At 37.1% G+C, this 25,880-nt stretch carries 21 protein-coding genes and 4 tRNA genes; 1 reads left to right on the plus strand and 24 read right to left on the minus strand.

Annotated features, from left to right (window positions below):
• Positions 1–40 precede the first annotated feature (40 nt).
• From rpoB to L1275_RS03035, 20 genes are all read right to left on the minus strand, one after another.
• On the minus strand, positions 41–3,853 hold the full coding sequence (rpoB, locus tag L1275_RS02940; protein ID WP_253469512.1) for a DNA-directed RNA polymerase subunit beta: 3,813 nt from the start codon (positions 3,851–3,853) through the stop codon (positions 41–43).
• A 126-nt stretch (positions 3,854–3,979) separates the two neighbouring features.
• Positions 3,980–4,345, minus strand: coding sequence for a 50S ribosomal protein L7/L12 (gene rplL / locus L1275_RS02945; RefSeq protein ID WP_253469514.1), 366 nt, complete (start codon positions 4,343–4,345; stop codon positions 3,980–3,982).
• Positions 4,346–4,421: 76 nt separating this feature from the next.
• A complete protein-coding gene (rplJ, locus tag L1275_RS02950) occupies positions 4,422–4,934 on the minus strand; it encodes a 50S ribosomal protein L10 (protein ID WP_219288223.1) in 513 nt (170 codons plus the stop codon).
• Between the two features lie 22 nt (positions 4,935–4,956).
• Complete coding sequence (rplA, locus tag L1275_RS02955) at positions 4,957–5,646, minus strand: 50S ribosomal protein L1 (RefSeq protein WP_219288225.1); 690 nt, start codon at positions 5,644–5,646, stop codon at positions 4,957–4,959.
• 18 nt (positions 5,647–5,664) lie between these two features.
• Entirely contained in the window at positions 5,665–6,102 is a 438-nt protein-coding gene (gene rplK / locus L1275_RS02960) for a 50S ribosomal protein L11 (RefSeq protein WP_219288227.1), read from the minus strand.
• 59 nt (positions 6,103–6,161) lie between these two features.
• The gene (gene nusG, locus L1275_RS02965) at positions 6,162–6,713 is read right to left on the minus strand and encodes a transcription termination/antitermination protein NusG (RefSeq protein ID WP_253469517.1); all 552 of its coding nucleotides are present in this window, start codon (positions 6,711–6,713) and stop codon (positions 6,162–6,164) included.
• Positions 6,714–6,732: 19 nt separating this feature from the next.
• Positions 6,733–6,969 carry a preprotein translocase subunit SecE gene (gene secE / locus L1275_RS02970; RefSeq protein ID WP_253469520.1) on the minus strand — a complete coding sequence of 79 codons (237 nt, stop codon included), beginning with the start codon at positions 6,967–6,969 and terminating at the stop codon, positions 6,733–6,735.
• Positions 6,943–7,013, minus strand: a tRNA-Trp gene (locus tag L1275_RS02975). The genes secE and L1275_RS02975 overlap by 27 nt, the downstream gene beginning before the upstream one ends.
• A gap of 57 nt (positions 7,014–7,070) precedes the next feature.
• Positions 7,071–8,258: an elongation factor Tu gene (tuf, locus tag L1275_RS02980; protein WP_219288233.1), complete on the minus strand. Its 1,188-nt coding sequence runs from the start codon at positions 8,256–8,258 to the stop codon at positions 7,071–7,073.
• Between the two features lie 58 nt (positions 8,259–8,316).
• Positions 8,317–8,388 (minus strand) — tRNA-Thr (locus L1275_RS02985).
• 23 nt (positions 8,389–8,411) lie between these two features.
• A tRNA-Tyr gene (locus L1275_RS02990) sits at positions 8,412–8,492 on the minus strand.
• A 28-nt stretch (positions 8,493–8,520) separates the two neighbouring features.
• Positions 8,521–8,594: transfer RNA gene (locus tag L1275_RS02995), tRNA-Thr, on the minus strand.
• A gap of 92 nt (positions 8,595–8,686) precedes the next feature.
• Entirely contained in the window at positions 8,687–8,989 is a 303-nt protein-coding gene (gene hpf / locus L1275_RS03000) for a ribosome hibernation-promoting factor, HPF/YfiA family (RefSeq protein WP_253469523.1), read from the minus strand.
• A gap of 26 nt (positions 8,990–9,015) precedes the next feature.
• On the minus strand, positions 9,016–9,915 hold the full coding sequence (locus L1275_RS03005; protein WP_253469526.1) for a tyrosine-type recombinase/integrase: 900 nt from the start codon (positions 9,913–9,915) through the stop codon (positions 9,016–9,018).
• A gap of 145 nt (positions 9,916–10,060) precedes the next feature.
• Positions 10,061–10,255: a 30S ribosomal protein S21 gene (gene rpsU / locus L1275_RS03010; RefSeq protein ID WP_219288616.1), complete on the minus strand. Its 195-nt coding sequence runs from the start codon at positions 10,253–10,255 to the stop codon at positions 10,061–10,063.
• A 287-nt stretch (positions 10,256–10,542) separates the two neighbouring features.
• Positions 10,543–11,214, minus strand: coding sequence for a hypothetical protein (locus L1275_RS03015; RefSeq protein WP_253469529.1), 672 nt, complete (start codon positions 11,212–11,214; stop codon positions 10,543–10,545).
• Between the two features lie 298 nt (positions 11,215–11,512).
• On the minus strand, positions 11,513–12,655 hold the full coding sequence (locus L1275_RS03020; RefSeq protein WP_253469532.1) for an acyl-CoA dehydrogenase family protein: 1,143 nt from the start codon (positions 12,653–12,655) through the stop codon (positions 11,513–11,515).
• Between the two features lie 20 nt (positions 12,656–12,675).
• Complete coding sequence (locus L1275_RS03025; RefSeq protein WP_253469535.1) at positions 12,676–13,464, minus strand: helix-hairpin-helix domain-containing protein; 789 nt, start codon at positions 13,462–13,464, stop codon at positions 12,676–12,678.
• A 162-nt stretch (positions 13,465–13,626) separates the two neighbouring features.
• On the minus strand, positions 13,627–13,848 hold the full coding sequence (locus L1275_RS03030) for a PspC domain-containing protein (protein ID WP_253469537.1): 222 nt from the start codon (positions 13,846–13,848) through the stop codon (positions 13,627–13,629).
• A 210-nt stretch (positions 13,849–14,058) separates the two neighbouring features.
• Positions 14,059–15,348 carry a DUF2851 family protein gene (locus tag L1275_RS03035; protein ID WP_253469540.1) on the minus strand — a complete coding sequence of 430 codons (1,290 nt, stop codon included), beginning with the start codon at positions 15,346–15,348 and terminating at the stop codon, positions 14,059–14,061.
• A gap of 92 nt (positions 15,349–15,440) precedes the next feature.
• Between L1275_RS03035 and L1275_RS03040 the strand changes: the two genes are divergently transcribed.
• Positions 15,441–17,129, plus strand: coding sequence for a GLPGLI family protein (locus L1275_RS03040; RefSeq protein WP_253469543.1), 1,689 nt, complete (start codon positions 15,441–15,443; stop codon positions 17,127–17,129).
• 71 nt (positions 17,130–17,200) lie between these two features.
• Here L1275_RS03040 and L1275_RS03045 read toward each other — a convergent pair whose 3' ends face one another.
• The 4 genes from L1275_RS03045 to L1275_RS03060 all read right to left on the minus strand — a co-directional run bounded on the left by L1275_RS03045 (position 17,201) and on the right by L1275_RS03060 (position 25,585).
• A complete protein-coding gene (locus L1275_RS03045) occupies positions 17,201–18,559 on the minus strand; it encodes a pyridoxal-phosphate dependent enzyme (protein WP_253469546.1) in 1,359 nt (452 codons plus the stop codon).
• A 177-nt stretch (positions 18,560–18,736) separates the two neighbouring features.
• The gene (locus tag L1275_RS03050; RefSeq protein WP_305882323.1) at positions 18,737–20,737 is read right to left on the minus strand and encodes a putative porin; all 2,001 of its coding nucleotides are present in this window, start codon (positions 20,735–20,737) and stop codon (positions 18,737–18,739) included.
• Positions 20,738–20,828: 91 nt separating this feature from the next.
• Positions 20,829–22,328: a RagB/SusD family nutrient uptake outer membrane protein gene (locus tag L1275_RS03055; RefSeq protein ID WP_253469549.1), complete on the minus strand. Its 1,500-nt coding sequence runs from the start codon at positions 22,326–22,328 to the stop codon at positions 20,829–20,831.
• Between the two features lie 20 nt (positions 22,329–22,348).
• Positions 22,349–25,585: a SusC/RagA family TonB-linked outer membrane protein gene (locus L1275_RS03060; RefSeq protein ID WP_253469553.1), complete on the minus strand. Its 3,237-nt coding sequence runs from the start codon at positions 25,583–25,585 to the stop codon at positions 22,349–22,351.
• Positions 25,586–25,880: the final 295 nt, after the last annotated feature.

Raw genomic sequence — 25,880 nt, forward strand, 5'->3', positions numbered from 1 at the left:
CAAGCAGTATACAGGTATACTGCTTGTCACATTACTTAGTTTATTCTTCTAATCTGATGTCTAATCCAAGACCTTTCAATTCATGCATCAATACATTGAATGATTCAGGAAGTCCTGGTTCTGGCATAGGTTCTCCTTTTACGATAGCCTCGTAAGTTTTCGCTCTACCAATAACGTCATCCGATTTAACCGTCAATATTTCACGTAATGTACTAGATGCACCGTAAGCTTCCAAAGCCCAAACCTCCATCTCTCCAAAACGTTGACCTCCAAATTGCGCTTTACCACCTAAAGGCTGTTGCGTAATCAAAGAGTATGGTCCGATAGAACGCGCGTGCATCTTATCATCTACCATGTGTCCTAATTTTAACATATAAATTACACCCACCGTTGCTCTTTGGTCAAAACGTTCTCCCGTTCCACCATCGTATAGATAAGTATGTCCAAATCTTGGGATTCCCGCTTCATCAGTAAATTCATTGATTTGATCCAAGTTTGCACCGTCAAAAATAGGAGTCGCAAATGTTCTTCCCAATTTTTGTCCAGCCCATCCAAGTACCGTTTCATAAATCTGTCCAATGTTCATACGAGAAGGTACTCCAAGCGGATTCAATACGATATCAACCGGTGTTCCATCTTCTAAGAAAGGCATGTCTTCATCACGTACAATTTTGGCAACAATACCTTTATTTCCGTGACGACCCGCCATTTTATCACCTACTTTTAACTTACGTTTTTTGGCGATATAAACCTTAGCTAATTTAAGGATACCTGAAGGAAGTTCATCACCAACAGTGATCATGAATTTTTCTCTTCTCAACATCCCTTGAAGGTCATTCAACTTGATTTTATAGTTATGGATCAAATCGGTAATCATATCGTTGGTATGATCATCAGTAGTCCATTGCCCTTTAGTCAAGTGAGCGAAATCCTCCACTGCAAACAACATCTTTTGAGTATATTTTTTACCTTTTGGCAAAATTTCTTCTCCTAAATCGTTTAATACACCTTGCGATGTTTTCCCGTTTACGATAAAGAATAATTTCTCAACAAGACGCTCTTTTAATTCGTTGAATTTAACTTCGAACTTGGTTTCAAGTACAGCCAATTCATCTTTATCTTTCGAACGTTTGCGTTTATCTTTTACTGCTCTTGCGAACAATTTTTTATCTAAAACCACACCTCTTAAAGATGGTGAAGCTTTCAAAGAAGCATCTTTTACATCACCCGCTTTGTCACCAAAGATGGCTCTTAAAAGTTTTTCCTCTGGAGTTGGGTCCGATTCTCCCTTAGGAGTAATTTTACCAATCAAGATATCACCTGGTTTCACTTCTGCTCCAATACGGATCATTCCGTTTTCATCCAAGTCTTTGGTTGCTTCTTCACTCACGTTAGGAATATCATTAGTCAACTCTTCGTTACCTAATTTAGTATCTCTAACCTCAAGTGTATAATCATCCACGTGAATAGACGTAAAGATATCATCGCGAACCACTTTTTCAGAGATTACGATAGCATCCTCAAAGTTGTATCCTTTCCATGGCATAAACGCCACTTTCAAGTTACGACCTAACGCCAATTCTCCTTTTTCAGTAGCATAACCATCACAAAGTACTTGTCCTTTAGTCACGCGATCCCCCTTACGAACAATCGGTTTTAAGTTGATACTTGTGCTTTGATTGGTTTTTCTAAACTTGATTAAGTTATACGTTTTTTCGTCGCTATCGAAGCTGATCAAACGATCTTCATCAGTACGATCGTACTTGATGATGATTTTTTGAGCATCTACGTATTCCACAACTCCATTACCTTCCGCGTTAATCAAAACTCTAGAATCTGACGCTACTTGACGTTCCAATCCAGTTCCAACGATAGGCGCTTGTGGTCTTAATAAAGGCACCGCTTGGCGCATCATGTTAGATCCCATCAAAGCACGGTTGGCATCATCGTGTTCCAAGAAAGGAATCAACGATGCTGAAATCGAAGCAATTTGGTTTGGTGCAACGTCTGTATAATGAATTTCCTTAGGTGTTACCACTGGGAAATCTCCTTCTTCTCTTGCAATAACGCGTTCTGCAGTTACTGTACCTTCATCCGTCATCTCGATGTTTGCCTGAGCAATCATCTTTTCTTCTTCTTCTTCTGCGCTTAAGTAAATCGGTTCTGAAACCAAATCTACTTTACCGTCAACTACTTTTCTATAAGGAGTTTCGATAAAGCCCATTCCATTCACTTTAGCATATACCGCCAAAGACGAAATCAAACCAATGTTTGGTCCCTCTGGAGTTTCAATTGGACATAAACGACCGTAGTGCGTATAGTGAACGTCACGTACCTCAAATCCGGCTCTCTCACGAGAAAGACCACCAGGTCCAAGGGCAGAAAGTCTACGCTTATGCGTAATTTCCGCTAGTGGATTGGTTTGATCCATGAATTGAGATAACTGGTTCGTTCCAAAGAAAGAATTAATTACCGATGAAAGGGTCTTAGCATTGATCAAGTCAATAGGCGTAAACACCTCGTTGTCACGTACGTTCATACGCTCACGAATAGTTCTTGCCATACGAGCTAAACCAACACCAAATTGCGCAGACAATTGTTCTCCTACTGTTCTAACACGACGGTTAGACAAGTGATCAATATCATCAATCTCCGCTTTAGAGTTAATCAATTCGATTAAGTATTTAACAATAGTGATGATATCCTCTTTTGTTAAAACTTGTTTGTCGATTGGTGTATCTAAGTTTAATTTTTTGTTCATTCTATAACGACCAACTTCACCTAGATTGTAACGTTGATCGGAGAAAAACAATTTGTCAATGATACCACGAGCCGTTTCTTCATCAGGCGGTTCAGCGTTTCTCAACTGACGGTAAATATGTTCTACGGCCTCTTTTTCAGAGTTCGTAGGATCCTTTTGCAAGGTATTATGTATGATGGCATAATCTGCCTGATTCGCGTCTTCTTTGTGTAAAAGCACTGTTTTGACGTTGGCATCTATGATTTCTTCGATATTATCTTTGTCTAGCACCGTATCTCGGTCTAAGATAATTTCATTTCTCTCAATAGAAACAACCTCACCAGTATCCTCATCAACGAAATCTTCATGCCAAGTGTTTAACACACGAGCAGCAAGTCTTCGTCCAATGTATTTTTTTAGACCTGTTTTCGATACTTTAATTTCCTCTGCAAGGTCGAAAATCTCTAGGATGTCCTTGTCTCTTTCGAAACCTATCGCACGGAATAAAGTTGTAACAGGTAATTTTTTCTTTCTATCGATATACGCGTACATCACGCTATTGATATCGGTAGCAAACTCAATCCAAGATCCCTTGAACGGGATTACTCTAGCTGAATATAATTTTGTACCATTTGCATGGAAAGATTGACCAAAGAAAACACCAGGTGAACGGTGTAATTGAGATACCACTACACGCTCTGCTCCATTGATTACAAAGGTACCACTCGGCGTCATATAAGGTATAGTTCCTAGATACACATCTTGAACAATAGTTTCAAAATCTTCGTGTTCTGGGTCAGTACAGTACAGTTTTAAACGTGCTTTTAAAGGAACACTATAAGTTAGTCCTCTATCAATACATTCTTCAATTGTATAACGGGGAGGGTCTACAAAGTAATCAAGAAATTCCAATACAAACTGATTTCTTGTATCAGTAATAGGGAAATTTTCCATGAAGGTATTGTATAAACCTTCATTGCCTCTTTCTTCAGATTTGGTTTCTAACTGAAAAAAATCCTTAAAAGATTTCACTTGAATATCCAAGAAATCTGGATACGCAGGTATGTTTTTAGTCGAGGCAAAATTTAATCTTTCAGTCTGATTTGTAATCATCAATGGACAAAATTTTGATTAAAAAAATTTAATAATATTGCGTAGAAAAGTGCTTATACGCAAAATGGTTTAGGCCTTTGAGAGTAATTCTCAAGGCCTAAACCTGGTTATATCATGTTGGTTAGATTACTTAAGCTCAACAACAGCTCCAGCTTCTTCCAATGATTTTTTAAGACCTTCTGCTTCATCTTTAGAAACTCCTTCTTTGATGTTTGCAGGAACTGAATCAACGATATCTTTTGCTTCTTTAAGACCAAGACCTGTTAATTCTTTAACCGCTTTTACAACAGCTAATTTAGAAGCTCCAGCCTCTTTTAAGATAACTGTGAATTCAGTTTGCTCTTCAACTACTGCTGCGTCTCCTCCAGAAACGATTACTGCTGCTGCTGCTGGCTCAATACCGTAGTCATCTTTTAATATAGTTGCTAATTCGTTAACTTCTTTAACTGTAAGGTTAACCAATTGTTCTGCGAATTGTTTCAAATCTGCCATTTTTTCTATCTTTTAATTTGATTTGTAAAAATATAATTTATTAAGTGCGTTCTTGTATAAGAATCAAAACGAATGATTACTCAGCTGAAACTTCTTCAGCAGCAACTTCGTCTTTAAATTGATTTTGAAGAGCTGAAATAACTCTCTGTGCAGGAGACTGAAGTAATCCAATGATTTCTCCAATAACTTCTTCTCTTGACTTGATAGCCACCAAAGAATCCAATAGGTTATCCCCGATATAGATTTCTTCGTTGATATAAGCTCCTTTCAAAAGTGGTTTAGCAGATTTTTTTCTAAAATCTTTGATGATTTTCGCTGGAGCATTTGCTACTTCAGCAATCATAATCGCACTATTCCCTTTTAACACAGAAGGTAAATCTTCGTAATTATTTACAGAAGCTTCCATTGCTTTTGCAAGCAACGTATTTTTAACAACTTCTAATTTGATACTTGCTTTATAACAAGCTCTTCGTAGATTCGAAGTAACGTCTGCATTTAGTCCAGAAATATCTGCAATATATAAAATATTGGCTCCAGCTAACTGCTCAGTTAAAACTTCAATCGCGAGTGATTTTTGTTCTCTAGTCATGCTTACAATTTTTAACTACCAATTAAACTGCTTTCGGATCTAAAGCAATAGCAGGACTCATAGTACTTGATATATGAATAGACTTAATATAAGTACCTTTAGCTGCTGTTGGTTTTAATTTGATTAATGTTTGGATCAATTCTGCAGCGTTTTCAGTAAGTTTTTCTGCCTCGAAAGACACTTTACCGATAGACGCGTGAACGATACCTGTTTTGTCAACTTTAAAATCGATTTTACCAGCTTTCACTTCTTGAACTGCTTTCGCAACATCCATAGTTACCGTTCCAGTTTTAGGGTTAGGCATTAAACCTCTTGGCCCTAAAATTCTACCTAATGGTCCTAATTTACCCATAACAGCAGGCATAGTGATGATCACATCAACATCTGTCCAACCGTCTTTGATTTTTTGTAGGTAATCATCAAGTCCAACGTAATCTGCACCAGCAGCTTTAGCTTCTTCTTCCTTATCTGGAGTAACTAATGCTAAAACGCGAACATCTTTACCAGTTCCGTGAGGTAATGTTACAACTCCACGAACCATTTGGTTTGCTTTTCTAGGATCAACTCCTAAACGAACAGAGATATCTACTGATTCATCAAACTTTGCAGAAGCGATTTCTTTTACTAATGCCGAAGCATCTTTCAAAGAGTAAGCTTTATTCTTCTCGATTTTAGAAGCTGCATCTTTTTGCTTTTTTGTTAATTTTGCCATTTCTTTTTTCTTTTACAATTAAAAAGGAGCAGTCCCTGTTACAGAAATTCCCATAGATCTTGCAGTACCCGCTATCATTGACATAGCTGATTCAACCGTAAATGCGTTTAAATCTGGCATTTTGTCTTCTGCGATAGCTTTAACTTGTTCCCAAGTAACACTAGCTACTTTTTTTCTGTTTGGTTCACCAGAACCGGATTTTGCTTTTGCAGCCTCTAATAATTGAACAGCAGCAGGTGGCGTTTTAACAACAAATTCAAAAGATTTGTCTTTATACACAGTAATTTGTACTGGTAATATCTTGCCTGGTTTATCTTGTGTTCTAGCATTAAATTGCTTACAGAACTCCATGATGTTAACTCCAGCAGCCCCCAAAGCAGGTCCAACCGGTGGCGAAGGATTCGCTGCACCTCCCTTAACTTGTAGTTTAACTACTTTACTAATTTCTTTTGCCATTTTTCAAAAAATTTAGCACATCTTCAATTGGAAGCAAAGATGCGTACAATATGTAACAATTATATTTTTTCTACTTGCATAAAACTCAACTCCAGTGGTGTTTTTCTTCCAAAAATCTTCACCATAACCTCGAGTTTACGTTTTTCTTCGTTGATGTTTTCAACCGTACCGTTGAAACCATTAAATGGACCATCAATTACTTTGACAGTTTCACCAACTACATAAGGAATAGCACCTGTATCGGCCTTAACGGACAATTCATCTACCTTCCCTAACATTCTATTTACTTCAGCTATTCTTAACGGCACTGGATCACCCCCTTTGGTTTCACCCAAAAAACCGATAACTCCGGTGATGGATTTAATCACGTGAGGAACCTCTCCTGTTAAATTCGCTTCAACCATAATGTAACCAGGAAAATAAACTCTCTCTTTAGTAGTTTTTTTTCCGTCGCGAATTTGAACAACTTTTTCTGTCGGAACAAGTACTTGGGAAAGGTAATCAGACATTCCTAATCTAGAAATCTCGGTTTCGATATAATTCTTAACCTTGTTTTCCTGTCCACTCACCGCACGAACCACATACCATTTTTTGACATTATTATCAGTCATATCTCTATTCTCTTATGATTTAATTCTTAACCCAGTTATAAAAGACACCTAACAATTCCGAAAAGGAAGAGTCAACGCCCCATGTCGCTAAAGAAAAAATTACTGTAAACACAGCTACAATAATTGTCAAGCGCTGCACTTCAGACCAAGGCGACCATGTCACATTGGATTTCAATTCTCTGAATGCTTCAGATATGTAATTAATAACTTTCATTGTATACTTTATTTGCACGGGTGGAGGGATTCGAACCCCCATCAACGGTTTTGGAGACCGCTATTCTACCCTTGAACTACACCCGTTTGTTAGAAAAGTCAGTAGTTAAAAACTACTGACTTTTAAAAATATTTACTAATAAATTAGTCTAGAATTTCAGTTACCTGACCAGCTCCTACAGTTCTACCACCCTCACGGATTGCAAAACGAAGACCTAAACTCAAAGCAATTGGACTCAATAATTGAACATCAATTGTTAAGTTATCTCCAGGCATAACCATCTCAACTCCTTCTGGCAACATGATAGTTCCAGTTACATCCGTTGTACGAACGTAGAATTGTGGACGGTAGTTATTGTGGAATGGAGTGTGACGTCCACCTTCTTCTTTTTTCAAGATATAAACCTCTGCTTTGAATTTAGCGTGTGGTTTAACAGATCCTGGCTTAACAATAACCATACCTCTACGGATATCATTTTTGTCAATACCTCTCAACAATAGACCTACGTTATCTCCAGCTTCACCTCTATCAAGGATTTTACGGAACATCTCAACTCCTGTTACAGTAGAAGTCAATTTATCTGCACCCATACCAATGATTTCAACAGGATCTCCTGTATTAGCAATACCAGTTTCGATACGACCTGTAGCAACAGTTCCACGTCCTGTAATTGTAAATACATCTTCAACTGGCATCAAGAATGGTTTTTCAGTATCACGAATTGGCTCTTCGATCCATTGATCAACTTCTGCCATCAATTGTAGTACTGTATCAACCCATTTAGGCTCTCCATTTAAAGCTCCTAAAGCAGATCCTTGAATAACTGGTCCGTTATCACCGTCATATTGGTAGAAAGACAACAAATCTCTGATTTCCATCTCAACTAACTCTAATAATTCAGCATCGTCAACCATGTCAACTTTGTTCATGAATACAACGATTCTAGGAATACCAACCTGGCGACCTAAAAGGATGTGTTCACGAGTTTGCGGCATTGGTCCATCAGTCGAAGCAACTACAAGAATTGCACCATCCATCTGAGCAGCACCAGTAACCATGTTTTTCACATAATCCGCGTGACCTGGACAGTCAACGTGAGCATAGTGACGGTTTGCTGTAGCATACTCTACGTGAGATGTATTGATAGTAATCCCTCTTTCTTTTTCCTCTGGAGCGTTGTCGATTTGATCGAAACTTCTTGCTTCAGAATAACCTGCATCAGATAATACTTTAGTAATAGCTGCAGTCAAAGTTGTTTTTCCGTGATCCACGTGTCCGATTGTACCAATGTTAAGGTGCGGCTTCGAACGATCAAAATTTTCCTTTGCCATGATTTAATAATTTAATCTTAGTTATATAATTAGTGTTCAAATTTAATAAAAAAACTTGAGCCAATGACGGGAATTGAACCCGTGACCTCTTCCTTACCAAGGAAACACTCTACCCCTGAGCTACACCGGCATACGCTTTTTACTTATTTATTGTGGGGAGAGCAGGATTCGAACCTGCGAAGGTTTCCCAACGGATTTACAGTCCGTCCTCGTTGGCCGCTTGAGTATCTCCCCTAACCCGTAAATGTCAAATATTCTATTGAGCCAGTAGAGGGACTCGAACCCACGACCTGCTGATTACAAATCAGCTGCTCTAGCCAGCTGAGCTACACCGGCGGCTTCAATAAAAAAAGCCCGCTATTTCTAACGGACTGCAAATGTATATATTTTATTTGTTAAACAAAACTTTTTTTAATTTTTTTTGCCCTTTATAGGTGAGAATTTATCTTTTCTTTACGTTTAAGCAATAATCGCTCTAAAGATTCTTTACACAAGTCCACCGCTTCTTCAAAAGTTTTGGCTGTCTTTTTTACAATCATCTCGTCACCAGGTACCAAAACCTTAACATCTACACATTTATTTTCCTTTTCATTACTATTATCCAACTTTAAAAAGACATCAAAGGTCACTATCTTATCATAATACTTCTCCAACTTGGTCAGACGTTCATTTATAAAATCCACTAACTTTCTATCGACGTTAAAATTAACTGCTTGAATGTTTACTTTCATAATTTCTTGGTTTTTCAATTAATAATCTATTTGTCCTTTTTGGCCCGAGGATGCGCATTTTGATAAACCAACTTCAACTGATCCAAACTCGAATGAGCATAAACTTGCGTTGATGATAAACTCGCATGCCCTAGCAATTCCTTAATTGCGTTGATATCCGCTCCGTTGTTTAACAAATGAGTCGCAAATGTATGTCGCAACACGTGCGGACTTTTCTTCTCCTTTGAGGACACATGACTAAAGTAATTATTTATTAATCGATACACAAATGTTTCCCCTACTTTATTCCCATGTTTCGAAATTATTAACACTTTCAAAGAAGGATCCACCCCTAGAGCAGATCGCAATTCTAAATATTGTACGAGCAATTTCTTTACAGCCGGCATCAAGGGAATTAACCGCACTTTATTGCGCTTGCCCGTCACGCGAACAACATTGGAAAAAAAATCCAAATCTCCCACCTCCAACGACAACAATTCTGCCCGTCTCAAACCCAAAGCATAGAGCAATTCAACAATCACTCGATCACGGACAGCCTCAAACCGATCTGCCTGATCCATACCGGTCAACACCTCTCGAACTTCCTCTATTGAAAACGGAATTTGGATTTTTTTTTCCACCCGCAACGAACTGTGTAACTTCAATGGATTTTGAGCCACCAACTTCAGTCGATACATAAAGGCGTAAAAAGATTTTAAAGCGCTGATTTTTCTATTGATGGTACTGTTGGACAACCCGCGTTCTGAAAGATCAACTATCCACAACCTCAAATGATCGTATTCCACATCCAAATAAGAAACCTCCATATGCGTCGAAACAAACAACAAAAACTCCCGCACATCCACCGAATAAACCTGAACCGTTTTCGGCGAAAAGTTTTTCTCTTTTACAAGATAATCGATATATTTTTGAACATCTACATTCATCGAACCGCATTATTTATTTTTTACAGGCTTTTTTACACAACCCAACAACCTGGAACTCCATTTCGTTTTATGCCACAAAAAAACCGTTACAACAAAGTTAAACACTTTATCATAACGGTTTATATTTAATTCAATTATTAAAAGGCTAGATTTCTACAGCATCTCTTAATCCTTGAACGTAAGCAGCTTTCTGCATTTTTGCTCTTTTGGTGATCGAAGGTTTCGAAAACGCCTGACGAGATCTTAATTGACGCAACGTTTTAGTCTTGTCAAATTTACGTTTATAACGCTTTAGCGCTCTATCGATATTTTCTCCGTCTTTAATTGGAATGATTAACATAGTATATACACCTCCTTTCATTTATGTGGGTGCAAAGGTATTACTTTTTATTTAACTACCACGCTATTTTTAAAAAAAAGCTCGTCTAAAAGTCAACTACCAAAGAATGCATCAACTCGACACTCGTGCTAAAACAGAAACATCAATTCGTCAAAACAAACCACTATCCTACAAAAGAAATCGAAAATAAACGTTACTATGATCCATTTTACACCAAGCCAAGACTGACCAATAAAGCCTTTACCGGACTGAAAAACAAATCAATACCAGACCGCGATTTCGATTTTTTATTTAGAACAATCCTCGTCTAATTTCTCCGCCTGATCTCTCCCCCATTTAGGATAGAAGGGAACATCTGATTTTTGTTTATCGAATGCCGATATCGCCTTTTTAATATCGGAACAATAAGGTGTTTTATCCTTTTCAAAATACTTCGCTTCCCTAATACGATAAGCCGCCTTACCATATAGTGCACGCGGATTCTGCGGCTCCAACTCCAAAGCTTGATCATATAAGTCAATTATAGTCAATGCGAGCGCTTTTTTACCTAAGGGATCAATTTTTACTTCCGATTCATAATTCATCGCCAACAAAATCAACCACTCTGCATTTTGCCCTTCGTCTAAATGATTTTCAATACTCGCTCTAGACTTGTCAATTTGATCCATTTTTTCTTTGAAATTGGTGACTTCTAGCGAATTTGTCGTTTGCAACAAAGCCAAATAATAAGCCGGTATCCAATTTTTCTTATCTTCTTCTGACAGCTTTTCAAAAAACATCATGGCATTTTTAATATCCCCCTTACTCCAAAGTGCCAAAGCTTTTTCCATCGATGGTTTACCTAAAGGTGGTGCTTTTCTTTGTACATTGGGACGGGGCTTTTTTACAGCCGGTGCTTTTCGCTGCGCGAAAGCACCTACTGATATCAATAAGCATAGAAATACAAGTATTTTTTTCATAATTAATAGTATTTAGGTTTAACTGCTGTTTTTTTATTAAAGTAGGTAAACTTAAAAAAGAAATAGATAATTCCCTCTTTTAATATGATTTTTTTTAAATAGAATTCCACGAATCTCCAATATTTACATGGATGGATCTAACGACTAATATTTTCGTGACCTCCTAAGCCAGCTCTTTATCAAAAATCACTGCAAACCAATAGCCCACAAAGCTCTTGTAAACAAAAACAGGCATTGTCCTTTTGAGACAACACCTGTTTTGTTATAAAGTTTCGAGTTTCGAAACTCGAATACCGTTTTAGTCTTTTAATACGTCTCTTGAAATCACTAATTTTTGAATTTCAGTAGTTCCTTCTCCGATCGTACATAATTTTGAATCTCTATAAAACTTCTCTACTGGGAAATCTTTAGTATACCCGTATCCACCATGAATCTGAATCGCCTCCGAAGAAACTTTCACACACACCTCAGAAGCATACATTTTTGCCATAGCACCCAACTTAGTCATCGGTTTGTGATTGTTCTTTAAAAAGGCTGCTTTGTGCAACAACAATTCCGAAGCTTCGATTTCAGTAGCCATATCCGCTAATTTAAAAGCAATCGCTTGGAATGAACTAATTGGCTTACCGAACTGATGTCTTTCTTTCGAATATTTTAAAGCTGCTTCATAAGCCCCTTTTGCAATTCCCAAAGATAAAGCTCCAATAGAAATACGACCACCATCTAATATTTTCATCGCTTGGATAAATCCTTCTCCAACTTCTCCTAAACGATTGTCGTCTGATACGCGACAATTGTCAAAAATCAATTCAGCGGTTTCCGAAGCTCTCATTCCCAATTTATTCTCTTTTCGTCCACTTGAAAAACCTGGTGTTCCTTTCTCAATAACAAAAGCAGTCATACCTCTTGAATCTCCTTTCTCCCCAGTTCTAACAATAACTACTGCTACATCTCCTGAAATAGCATGTGTAATAAAATTTTTCGCTCCATTGATTACCCAATGATCGCCATCCTTTACAGCCGTAGTATTCATTCCTCCAGCGTCAGACCCCGTATTGTGTTCGGTTAATCCCCAAGCACCAATCCATTCTGCTGTTGCTAATTTTGGAATCCATCTCTTTTTCTGCTCGTCATTTCCAAAAGTCAAAATATGATTAGTACACAAAGAATTATGTGCCGCTACTGAAAGCCCAATAGAAGAATCCACTTTAGATATCTCTTCTACAATAGTAATATATTCATGGTATCCCAATCCAGACCCGCCTAATTCTTCAGGTACTAAAACACCCATAAAGCCCATTTCACCTAATTTTTTAAATAAATCTACTGGGAAAATTTGCGCTTCATCCCACTCCATTATATGTGGACGGATATTTTGTTCAGCAAAGTCTCTGATTGACTGTGCAATCATTGCTTGGGTTTCATTATAATCGAAGTTCATTGTACTGATATTTATATTTCTTAAAAAGCCAAATATAAGCTAATTATCTCCAATTTATCAAATGGAAAATCCACAATATTTTCAAATTCTTTAAAATCTACAAAATCCCCTTGAGCACTCCTATAAATCACTATACTTCTAGCTATATGATAGTTAAGATATGGTATTTTTGCAATATCAGCTCGACTAGCGGTATTTATATTTATTTTCTCCACCACCACTTCCTCTAAAACATCAAAGTTTTTATATAAATTCTTTACACTTTCCTCACTAAGTCCCCAAATAAATTCAATTTGCTTCATTTTCACAAAGCCTCCTAAGCGATCGCGCTCTGTAATAATACGATCCGAAAAAACAGTTCCAATTCCTCTTAATTTCATCAGATCTTCTCGCGTAGCTCTATTGATATCACCAACGACAACCTCCAAAGCGGCCGCAGCCCTTATCTCCGAAATCGGTGTCCTTTTCACTGTTTTCCTCTCGGGAAACTTAAAATAAACCGATATGGAATCCAACCATCGATCCGAAACTCCGGTTACCTGCTGAAACTCTAATGCGCTATTCACATACCTATTTGTAGCGCGAAAAGCAAGGAGTTTGTCAATTTCATTCAAAGTCATACCCAAGGTGTAACCTTTATAGTCTGAAATAAAATTGGGGTTAAAGGGATATATAGTTTTTTGATTCGAAAGGGAGGATATCGAATCTAAAATCAATTGTTGATTTACCCATGCAGGGTCAAATACGGTTGGGACAAGATTTTTATACTTCCAATCCCAAAAAACAAAATAAGCTATTTGAAAAGCCATAATCAAAACTGAAAGCGCGAGTATACCCACCCGCTGAGAGCGTGTTATATAGGGAATAGTATATCTCCATTGTTTACTCACTTTTTAACAACTCCTATTTGATCATCGGCTAGTTTTATCAAGAGAGTTAAATATACGAAAAATATTTAATGGTTGTTTGTTTTACAAATCGAAAACAGAACTGCGCTTGGTGTAGATCAAATCTTTAATGCGAACGACAAATGCTAAAGTAAGATAAATAGCAAATGCCAATCCTAAGGTAAAAAAAGATAAGTAGATGAAAAAGAAACGCACACTGTTGGTACGCATACCTATGCGATCGGCTAAACGAGAGGAAACTCGAAAACCGTGTTTTTCAAAAAAATACCGAATATTATTAATCATCTCGCATTACTTTATATACAAATATAGGTAATTAATTACTGTGTTTAAGAAACTAAATTCGAAACATCATTCCAAATTGCACTTAATTTCACCATCACGTCAATCAACAACCCCTTTGAAACAGCATCATTCAAGTGGAGAACCCTACCAATTACCTAAAATAGATCTTTATTAAAAGAAAGCAACTTCTACGTTGCCTAATTCCTTATTTTACAATTTTCCTATTTGACGGTCTGCATACAAGTAATCCCGACCTACTCCACAATGCAAACACTTTTTAGCATCACAGTAATTCTTCTTAAGCTCCAAGAGTGCCTGTGTATCAAAAGCATTTTCAATGCCCAGACCGAGTTGCGAAAAATAATCAATAATATTATTTCTTTCTGGTTTTAAGCTACTGATTAAATCTAAGATCAATTCAGAACAATCCGCTCCTTTGTTTTGATAGTAAACATAAGTCAGCGGGATTACGGTATTGATAATTATCAGATCAATAAAAGCGGTCGAGGTTTTTTTAATTTTGGAAGGACTCCTTTTGTCTATTACATAATGCTCCATCCAATAGTCCGTAGTTTTGACGTCGAAAACCCTATAGAAATCTTCCTTTTTCTTACAGCTTAGGATAACATCAAACAAGCTGGAATGCTTGTTTAACAAACTTGCCAATTGAGACAAACGAACGGTAGGAAAATTGTCTGGTCGCAATTTGAAAAAGTTCAGCTGACCTAATTCTGCAGGAACAAGTTCGTATTTTTGAGATAAAAAACTCCAGGTCTGCCAAAGGTTTTTACTATAGGTATCTTCATTAGCTGCGTGTATAATATTGGTCTTGCCAAAAAAAAGAGCTTCAAGATTTACAAGCGATACACGTTCTTTCTGAACAACTCTGATGGGCAAACTTTTAGCCATATTAAAAAAAATAGTTCCATTGGCATTTAACCCAAAGCCTTTTGCTATCTGACAGAAGAATACCCTTTCCCAATCAGCATTGGTTTCCTCAATGAACTTCTTGATTGGCGCCACCTTGCGTTCCATCCGCTCGAAAAACAAAGTTTCCAACCACTTATCGCGTTTAAAAACATCCATCTTGCCAATAAAATCTTCACAGTAAATCCATTTTTTTTGTTGGCTCAACAACTCGTATCTTTTTAATAATTGATGATCAACATACTTAGACAGCAATAATACGGGGATCGGGCTTTGATCTTTTCTCAATACCGGTATGTCATAATCCCAAACCACATGTAAAATAACATTGTTATAATTTTTATCTTTTTCATGGTGATGCAAATACCAATCCGACGCTTTAATATGTATCTCAATATTGCCCGCCCATTTCTGACTACCTATTACAACAAGGCTGTTAAAGAAATCAGGCCCCGCCTGTTGCGTATAATCTCCTGAGCGAATAATCTGCAATCGCTCCCCTTGCTCGGTTACTAAATCCGTAAAATCAAACAATTTATACTGCCAAATATAATGTAAAAAGACCTCCTTCATAACTCCTTAATTATCAACTCGATCTAAGATATTGAAAAAAATTTAATATTTTTATGCTTTTTTATAAGCATCTGCAAATTTTACCCCCTTTCATGAAATACTATTCTCTACTTATCATGCTTTTTATGGGCGCTTTAACTATGCCTTGTGTAGCCCAAAAATCACCACATAACTACACCATAGAATACCAAACTTTTGATCATGGCAAAGCGATAGACCTTGAAAATCCGATATTGGTCATTGCCAACGAAAAACAAACTTTATTGACTACATTAAAAGAATTTGAAAAAAGGCAGGGCAGTTTTCCGTTAGAAGAATTTTATATAGACCACAGCAAAAAACAACGTTATAACCTGTCTCAATTAAACCTACGAGAGCGGCTGGGAACCGTCGAAAACCAACTCGATGATGCGGCGAAATACACGGTAACGAATCAAACAAAACGCATACAGGGCTATTTGTGTAAAAAAGCAACCGCAACGGTAAATTCCAATGCGATTGAATTGTGGTTTACCAACGAAATCCCCGTGAAAGGTGGGCCTAATTTTCTGGGATCGTCTTTAGGTATGGTTTTAGAAATAACTCGAAATAAAGAGTATAAGATTACTGCATCCAAAATCAACAAAAGCATACCGTTCGATATCGACAGCCATATTAAGCTAAACAGTACTCCACTTTTCGATGCGCTGACCTATCAGCAAAAAATATGGTTGAGCCGTTTTATTACCATTCCCATTTTTAAAAATGAGACTATAAACTATACCAAAAATCCCAGCTCTAACGACAGTATATTTCGCTATGCCAAAGGAACGGTTATCGTTCGAAAAATCAAGATTCCCAACTATAAAACGGGAAGCCAACTATTTCTAGACGTCACACAATCTTCCCTTGGCGATGCTTACGACCGAACTGCTAGTGTATTTATCATACCTAATTTCAACACCATTTCATTTTTAGACGCTTTGAAAAACAATATCGATTTACTTCCAGTATACACCGGTGGTAATGGTCGAAAATATCAAGGCGTCCTAGCCACACCACTTTACAATCCTCCCATAGAATTGATGCGTTTTTTCACACCTTTTGGAATCGGTAAGTATAACGATATCCAAATTAAAGATAAAAGCTGGAGCCCAACTGCTCACTACAGACAAGAGATTACCGCCTTTGCACCGTTGCTAAAAGACAGAGAAATCTATATCGGTATGTATATCGGAAATTATGATGCTGGCGGCCATAGCGTCAACGCGAATATCACGATCCATCCCAGCGCATCAAATACAGCGGAAAACACCTTTATCATGCCGCTATTCAATACGCTAAATGCCTTAGAAATGGACGGACAGGAATACGCGACGATGTTTAGTGCAGAGAAGGGTCTTGTGGTGGAATTTGACTTGGAAAATCCCGTTAATCAAGTGCAATTGCGATATGTTACAACCGGTCATGGAAGCTGGGAATCCGGAGATGAGTTTAACCCCAAAGAAAACAAAATTTTCCTCGACGGAAAACACATCCATACAACAGTTCCTTGGCGCGAAGATTGCGGTTCGTACCGCTTGATGAATCCAGCTTCTGGAAACTTCAAAAACGGCTTGTCCTCTTCTGATCTAAGTCGATCAAATTGGTGCCCCGGGACAGTGACCTATCCAATGACTATCCCCCTTGGCAATTTAGCCGCTGGTAAACATAAAATCCAAGTTAGAATCGACCAAGGAGCCTCGCAGGGAAGTAGTTTTAGCTCCTGGAATGTATCGGGAGTTCTCATGAGTAATCAGTGATAGGTAATCAGTAAATAGAAAAAGCCCTAAGAATTAAAATTCTTAGGGCTTTTTTATTTAAGAAAACACGGTTATTGAATCGAATTGATTACATCGTGTTTTGTAATAATATTATATTTACCCTCTTTTGTCTTTAACAAAACTGCCGCATGTTCTTGGAATAACGGGGACACTTTCTCTACCGGAGTATCTTCCTCAACTATCGGATACGGCTTACCCATCACCTCGCGAATAGGCTTGTCCGCGATATCTTTATTGATCAAGTAACTTTGAAATAAATCCGTTTCGTCAACAGAACCAACAAAACCACTAATATCGATAACCGGTATTTGAGAGATATTGAATTTATGCATACGCAAAATGGCGTGAGACACCAATTCTTCCGTACGAACTATGACTAAGGGTTTGTCTTTATGAGATTCGATAAGATCTTTAGCTAATACCACTTTCTCTTCCAAATAACCCTGTGCACGCATCCAATCGTCGTTAAACATCTTACCTACATAACGGCTTCCACTATCGTGAAACAAAACAACGACAACATCGTCTGCATTAAAATGCTCTTGCAATTGCAACATACCTTTGATTGCTGCACCGGCAGAATTACCAACGAATATACCTTCTTCCAAAGCTATTTTTCTCGTATAGACCGCTGCGTCTTTGTCGGTAACCTTAGTAAATCCATCAATCAATGAAAAATCAACATTTTTAGGAAGTATGTCTTCTCCGATTCCTTCCGTTACATAGGAATACACCTCATTTTCATCAAAGATCCCCGTTTCATGATATTTTTTGAATACCGATCCATAGGTGTCTATTCCCCAAATTTTAATGTTCGGATTCTTTTCTTTTAAGTATTTTGCTGTACCTGAAATAGTCCCACCAGTACCTACCCCTGAAATAAAATGCGTGATCTTCCCATCGGTTTGCTCCCAAATCTCTGGACCTGTTTGCTCGTAATGCGCCAAGGCATTCGACGGGTTATCGTATTGATTGACATACCAAGCATTGGGTGTTTCTTCTGCCAGCCTTTTGGATACTGAATAGTATGAACGGGGATCTGACGGCTCTACGTCTGTTGGACAAACCACTACTTCCGCACCTACAGCACGGAGTATATCCATCTTTTCTTTGGATTGCTTATCAGAGATTACACAGATGAGCTTATATCCCTTTACTATGGCTGCTAGCGCCAATCCCATACCTGTATTACCTGAAGTTCCTTCGATGATAGTACCACCCGGTTTTAAGCGACCATCAGCTTCAGCATCGGCGATCATTTTCACCGCCATACGGTCTTTTATAGAATTCCCTGGATTAAAGGTTTCTACCTTCGCTAAGACTAAGGCGGGAATGCCTTCTGTTACTTTATTTAACTGAACCAATGGTGTATTACCAATAGTCTCTAATATATTTTTTGCGTATTTCATGTTGAGTGATTTAATAATAATCTAAAGCACCACAAAGATAGAGATTGCGGTAGTTCTTATTGTTATAGAATTGATAATTCTAGTAGTTTTACCTGTAAGCATAAGGACTCCAACCTTTCCAATTGATCATTCAAAATAAAACCGTATACTGAAAATCACGATTATTTTAAACGTTGTTTAGGTAAAGAAATTCCAAACCAATCCAAAACGAATCATAAAATCACGGTAGGGATAGTTCGGTGCCGAATAGAAGTTATAACCGGTCATCGAGGAATTGAAATGCTCTGCTTTTAAATAGATGCGAGCTGTACGAACCTTTAAATTGATAAAATAATCAATTACAGGGTAGTTACCGATTTTACGTTGGTCCTGCACATAAAAATCCCCGATCAAAGGATTGTAATCATTTCCGTAATAGCTACTAAAATAATTTACCGTTACACCTGTTTGAAATTTCAATGCTTTATCAAAGAAAGCATCTGTATAGTACAACGTGCTTCTCAATACGATTTCTGGCACGTTTAGCACATTGCTAGATTGATCTACCTTTTGATATAAAATGGTGTTGTCAAACCCCCATTTACCGATATGCAAATCCTTATTCGCCTGGACCGAAAGATAATTGATCGTTCCGTCGTATTGTGTCGGCTTGATGAACAATTGCTTAGGCATACCCTCAGCATTAAGTGCTGTCGCGGTATTACTAAAGTAGATTTTATCATTGATGATCTCGTACTTAGCTGAAATATTTAACCAAGGTGTTGTAGCACTAGCAGTAAATTGCGTGATTTTTTCATTGTTAAATTCATTGTACCAATTGTAATTCACATAATCACTTTGGTACAATTGATAATTCAAATCTGGATTTTTATTCAGTTTTTGAAAACCAAAATCAATCTGAACTTGGGAGTTCCAATGATATCGTAAATCCGCTTCAATATTACTTGTATCATCATCCCCCAACGAATTCGAAACTAAAAGCGTTCCTTTCCATTGGTTTTTGTGATAGGTATATTTCCCTCCAACTAAAGTAATGTTCTTTTCAAGGCGATTTGGAATCAACTTATCGTCAATAATAGCAATGCTTCTATAGCTGTAATTGTATTTCAAGAATTCGGTAAAAAATTCGAATCGGCCTAATAACTCCGATTGATAAGCAGCACCGACTTTATTATTTAATTGAAAATATCGCGTTTTATTGTCAATCTCTGATTTAAAGTAATCTCCAAATCGAAGCGGTTCGCCAACTATACCTCCTGCATTTGCAGCTGGCTGGGAGTAGTTGAAAAACTTATCTTCATAAATGAATTCATGAGTTAACAAAATCCCATTTGATTTTGATGAGTTCAATTGGTATTGATGATTGACAAATAGGCGCTTTCCCTTTAACATGGTTTCAACATCGCGAAAGTATACATTGAGCTGATCGCGTTTATCATAAGGCGCTTCACTACTTTCGAAATTAGCCAGATCAGTGATACCGCCATTTTCCTGATTCATGATGTCTTGTACAACCAAATGAGTGCGTAAAAAATAACGTTTGTTGTCAGAAATATAGCTGGATCCCAATTTAAAATTTCCAGTCGAAGACAATTGATTGATGTATTTTCCCAGCGAACGCATTCCTTTATAACCGACAAAAAAATTCAGATTTTCACTGGTATTTAATGTAACAAAAGCATCTAAAATTTGCCCTTGTTTACTTACCGAACGGTAAAACAAATCGGTATATGGAGTAGGTGCCGAGTAATAATTTATATCTTCTACTTGTAAATAATTGAACTGTTTAGCCGTAAATCCCATACTTGGTAAGACATTATTTTTGCGTCCCCCATAATTTAACACATTATACGTCTGTCCCTCGTTGGCAAACGGCAACAATCCGAATTCATCTTTACGCAGATAATTCATCGCATAATACTTCTTAAGACTTAAAGTGGTATCGACCGAAATAGTATCGTTCTGAAAAGAAATGATTTTATAATCTGCTATAGGTGCAACTGAATCTTTGGCGACAGACTTTTTATCGTCGAACCCTTTATCATCTTTATTGCTATTCATTTGATTCTGCTCTGTAGATAATCGATTTCCATTATCAAGAACCGACGACCTTTGTTTGATTTGAGCAAACATATTTAAGGACACTAAAACCAATACAATACTAAAGTACTTTCGCATAAAAAGATTCATTTGGACAAAGGTAATTTTATTTTTGAATAAAATAAAAAAAGCCATCCGAAGATGGCTTTTTATAATCATATAACTTAGATTACTTATTATAAACAGGATTATTTAAGATCTCTGCTTGTGGCACTAATAAAGTCACACGAGGATCATCATATCTAAAAGTTTGGTTAGCAAAGAACAAATGGTTAGAACCATAAGTTACTGAACCTTTATTACGTTTAAACGCAGCATAAACTTTTCCTTCACCCCATAATTCAATACGAGTTTGAAGCATGATCTCATCTTTAAGCGCCTGTCCACCTAGACCAGCTAAATAGGATATATCAGTACGTCTAATTTCCATCAATTTAGTCAACGCGTCAATTGCTTGACCGTCTTGCCCTAATCTAGCTGAAACTTCTGCATTTAACAAATACATTTCTTCAACTCTCATAAAAACATAATCGGTCGTAATTAGACGTTGACCTTGGAAAATTCTTTTTGGATCATAAAATTTACCTACAGGTAAATAAGCTGATTCTCCAAAATTATCAATATCACCTTTACTATCTGTTATGTCCTTATTTGAAAACTGCGCTTTACGCACGTCCGTATCAGGAATGGCATCATACAATTCTTTTGGCATCCCTTTGGTATCTCCAACAGAAGCATAACTGTAAGTAAAAATATCCACTTGACCCCACCATGACACTAAGTCCAAATTGTTTTCTACTCCCAAATCAGCAGACCATATCCAGTTAGGATTAGATGATACTGAATTAAAACCTCCAAGAAGTTGTTCTTTAGTAGCTAAAGTATATGACCTCATCACATCCTCTGTCAATTCTTTTGCCTTAACTAGCGCATCATTACTCCCTTTAGCAGCATATACATAAGCCAAGAAACCTTTAGCAACGCTTAAATTCACATTAGATCCGCTAGTTGCACCAGCTCCCTCAAATAATGAAATCGACTCTGTTAAATCTTTAATCATTAGGTCAAAAACTTCTTGAGTAGTTTTTGCTGGCATGTTCACCAAAACCGGCTCTGTATAAATAGGTAGGATCTTTTCGTTTGCATCATATCCTTTCGTATACAAATTCATCAAGTTGTAGTACATATAAGCACGTAATGCTTTTGCTTGAGCTATTACAACCTTTTCAGTATTATCTTCAGGAACTATCGTGTTTCCGCCAGTAGCATCTATCACGTTATTAGTTCCACGAATCATATAATAATAAAATCTCCAAGGCCCGTAATTGGTCAAGTTGGCATAGTTAGAAGTAGCGGTTAGATTGGCTAAATCACGGTACCATCCGTAAATGGCACTATTTAAATTCATATCTCCGGTTAACATATCGGTATAGATATCATACCCCTTCTGTCCGAAATCGTCGTGTCTTGTTGTACCACCAGCACCTTGCTTTACATTGTAGGCATATAAACCATTTAAGGTAGCTATAGACAAGTGAGGTGACGTTTCAGTAATTCTATCTATATCGTCTTTAGATATAAATCTAGAAGAATCCAACTCTAGAAAATCTTTAGAACAAGCACTTAGAAACAATCCAGCTCCCAATGCTATCATTATTATTTTTTTCATAATTTCTTAATTTTTTAAAATTAAAACTTCACTTTTACACCACCTGTTATTGTAGAAAGCGGCGTGTATTGGTACATATCTGAAGTTCCAAATTCATTTCCTGCAGGATTGAAACCGTCTCTTTTTGTAAATAACGCTAAGTTATCACCCGATACGAAGAAGCTTAATTCTGCAAGTCCCATTTGTTTTATAAAATTTGAAGGCACGTTATAACCTAATCTGATGTTATTGATACTCAAATAATCAGATTTTGTTAGAAAACGTGTTGAAGCAGAAGATACATTTGGATCTCTTTCATTTGACAATCTTGGTACATCTGTGATGTCACCAGGATTTTGCCATCTACCTTGAATATCAGAGTGCCAGTTGTTACCACCCGCTGCATCGTTATTCATCAATCTAGCATAAGCACCGTCATAAGCATAACCTCCAAGGCTATACAACATCTGAACACTCAATTCCCATCCTCTGTAACCACCATTTAACATAAAAGCTCCTCTAACTTTAGGAATCGCAGATTTACCTACAAATACTTGAGTTGCCTGACCATAATTAGCTGTTTTTTCTTTGGTTAATTGACCTTCCATTTCTGGATTCTCGCTTAAGAAATCATGCATAGATGTAACATTAGTCACAGTACCGCTTGCATCTTTATACGTATAGGTATACCATTGTCCAACTCCTGTTTCAGGATCTACTCCAGCCCATTCACGCATATAGAAATCCCCGATAGAATGTCCTACGGCTCTACCAAAGTTACCATCAATATCAATTGGTTTTTGCTTTCCAGTTGTTGGATCAATCGGCATCTTGGTCATTTTATTTTTCATAGTTTCGCCATTAAATGTCAAATCTATAAAAGCATCTTTAGTTTTCAACAAATGTCCTGTAACATTAAATTCGACACCTTCATTTCTTAAAGATCCATCATTTACTGTCATCAACGCAAAACCAACAGATGGTCCAACACGGCGATCAAAAATTAAGTCATCTGTATTCTTTAAATAATAATCAACAGAAATGTCTAAATATTTACCTAAGCCCATTTCGATACCTGTTTGGAACATTTTAGACTTCTCCCATGTCAAGTCAGGGTTTCCAACTTTATTTTCATAAATAGCTAATGATCCTCCGTAGTTAGAAATTTCCCAAAGGTTTTCACCTGGATGAAAAGCTTGTACATTTAATCCATCAATGCTAACAAATGAAGTTTGATCTCCTGTAGTACCGTAACTCGCTTTTACTTTTAAATGAGAGAATACGTTTTGGTTTTCCATAAAACCTTCTTTAGAAATCAACCAAGCAGCACCGATAGATGCGAAATTACCCCATTTTTCATTCTTAAATTTAGAAGAACCATCACGACGTGCAACGAAATCAACAAAATATTTTCCAGCATAGTCGTATTTTACTTGTCCGAAAAAACTTTCAATAGCATTTTGATCTTTCCATCCTGAAGCAGGCGTCATCATCGCACCATTGTTTAATTCTGTAGAACGTGGATCCGCCAAATCATATTGACCTGCCGTCATAACTCTTCTCTCGTAATAATTGTTCTCATGTGCAACCATAGCCTCAAAACCGTGAGCTCCAAAAGCTTTTTTGTAACGCAACATTTTTAAGAAGTTATACGTGAAAACCTCTGTTTTAGTCTTATAAATCGACCCACCTTGAGATGTTGAAGATCCATAAAATCTATTACCTAATAAATCTCTTGTATTATTATAATATTGTCCACCGATACTAGTCTCGAACGTCAAGCCATCAGCAATATTTACAGTAAATGAAGTATTAGCATTTATTTCATCTTTGGTATTTCTGTCTTTACCAAAAGTAGCATCAGCAACTGCATTGGTCAAAGCACCAAATCCACGTTGCTGTGTTCCATAATCAAATAAATAACCACCGTAATGTGGTTCACTAATTCTGTTACCGTTCGCATCACGTGTATACAAAGGATAAATAGAAGGAATATTATCAGTAAACCAGAAAATACTACCTGAATCCTCACTTTGTCCTGCGTTGTTACTCACCGAGTGCGCATAACCGAAGTTCATTTTTGCTTCTAACCAATCTTTAGGTTTGTGCACCAAATTTAAACGAGCACTGATTCTCTCATAATCAGAGTTTATCGAATATCCTTCATCCTTTAAATACCCCAATGAAGTAAAATAAGAAGTGTTTTCAGAAGATCCACCCATTTTTAAATTTGCTTCCATTCTACGAGAAGACTTAAAAGCAGCGTCACCCCAGTTTTCAGGGCTGTATTTTCTAGTTACCCCTGGTAAAACTTTTCCAGTTGTAGGATCAATTAATTCACTTCCATTAGCAACATTCCACATATTATATGCAGGAGAGATTGCGTATCTAGCATTAAAAAGATTTTGACCTGCAAATGTATTAGCTGCTTGTCTGTCCATTCCTCTGAAATACTGTCCTTCATTACGCAATGATTCCCATGCATAACCGATATATTCTTCAGGAGATTCGATTACATCATAACGAGCTAGGTTTCTCCAGTTAATACCAGTTTTAGTTTCGACCTCGATATAAGAATCTTGTCCTCTACCAGTTTTAGTATTAATCAAAACTACCCCATTAGCTCCACGAGAACCGTAAATAGCTGTAGCAGAAGCATCTTTTAAAACTGACATGGACTCGATATCCGCAGGATTAATAGAACTAACACTTCCAAAGAAAGGAACACCGTCAACTACATATAAAGGACTTCTGTTTCCATTTACCGATCCAAATCCACGGATACGAACTGTTGGTTCTGCTCCAGGCTGTCCTGTTTCTGTAATAATACGTACCCCAGCAGCTTCTCCGGCTAAAGCCTGAACTGCATTCGATACATTCTTTGATTCTATTCTCTTAGAATCAACTTGAGATGCAGATCCAGTAAACGACTGTTTAGTCGCCGTACCGTAACCTACAATCATCACTTCCTCTAAAACTGCTGCGTCTTCCACCATTGAAACGTTAACAACGTTTGAAGCTCCTACAGCTTTAGTCACATCTTTTTGTCCGATAAAAGAGAACACCAAAACATCCCCTTGCTTCGCCTTGATGGAATACTTCCCATCAAGATCCGTTTGGGTACCTGTCTGTGTGCCTTTTATCACTACTGAAACCCCGGGTAAAGGAAACCCAGACTCAGAAACAACTCCCGTAAGAGTTTTTTCCTGCGCAACCGACAATTGCACAGAAAACGCCATTACTAGTAGCGTTAAAATCCATTTAAACTTCGATTTCATTATTGAATTGAATTAGTTAGTCTAACAAACTTACTAAAATTTTGTTAGATAATATATTTTTAACATACGAATCACCTCAATAATCAATCATTTACACTATAATTACGGTGTAAATCGCTTGTCTTTTTATAATTTAATCACAGTAAAAACATCTTTAACATCAGCTTTTTTAAATATTATGAAAGAGACTCCCGATTTTAACATAGATATATCAATTTTAAGCATTGTAGAATAATTTTTACTTTAAGTAATCCTCTTAAGCACTTAACTCCCATATAATTCAAATACACTATAA

The organism is Flavobacterium sp. HSC-61S13, assembly GCF_024171535.1.
In the GTDB taxonomy this organism is placed as follows: domain Bacteria; phylum Bacteroidota; class Bacteroidia; order Flavobacteriales; family Flavobacteriaceae; genus Flavobacterium.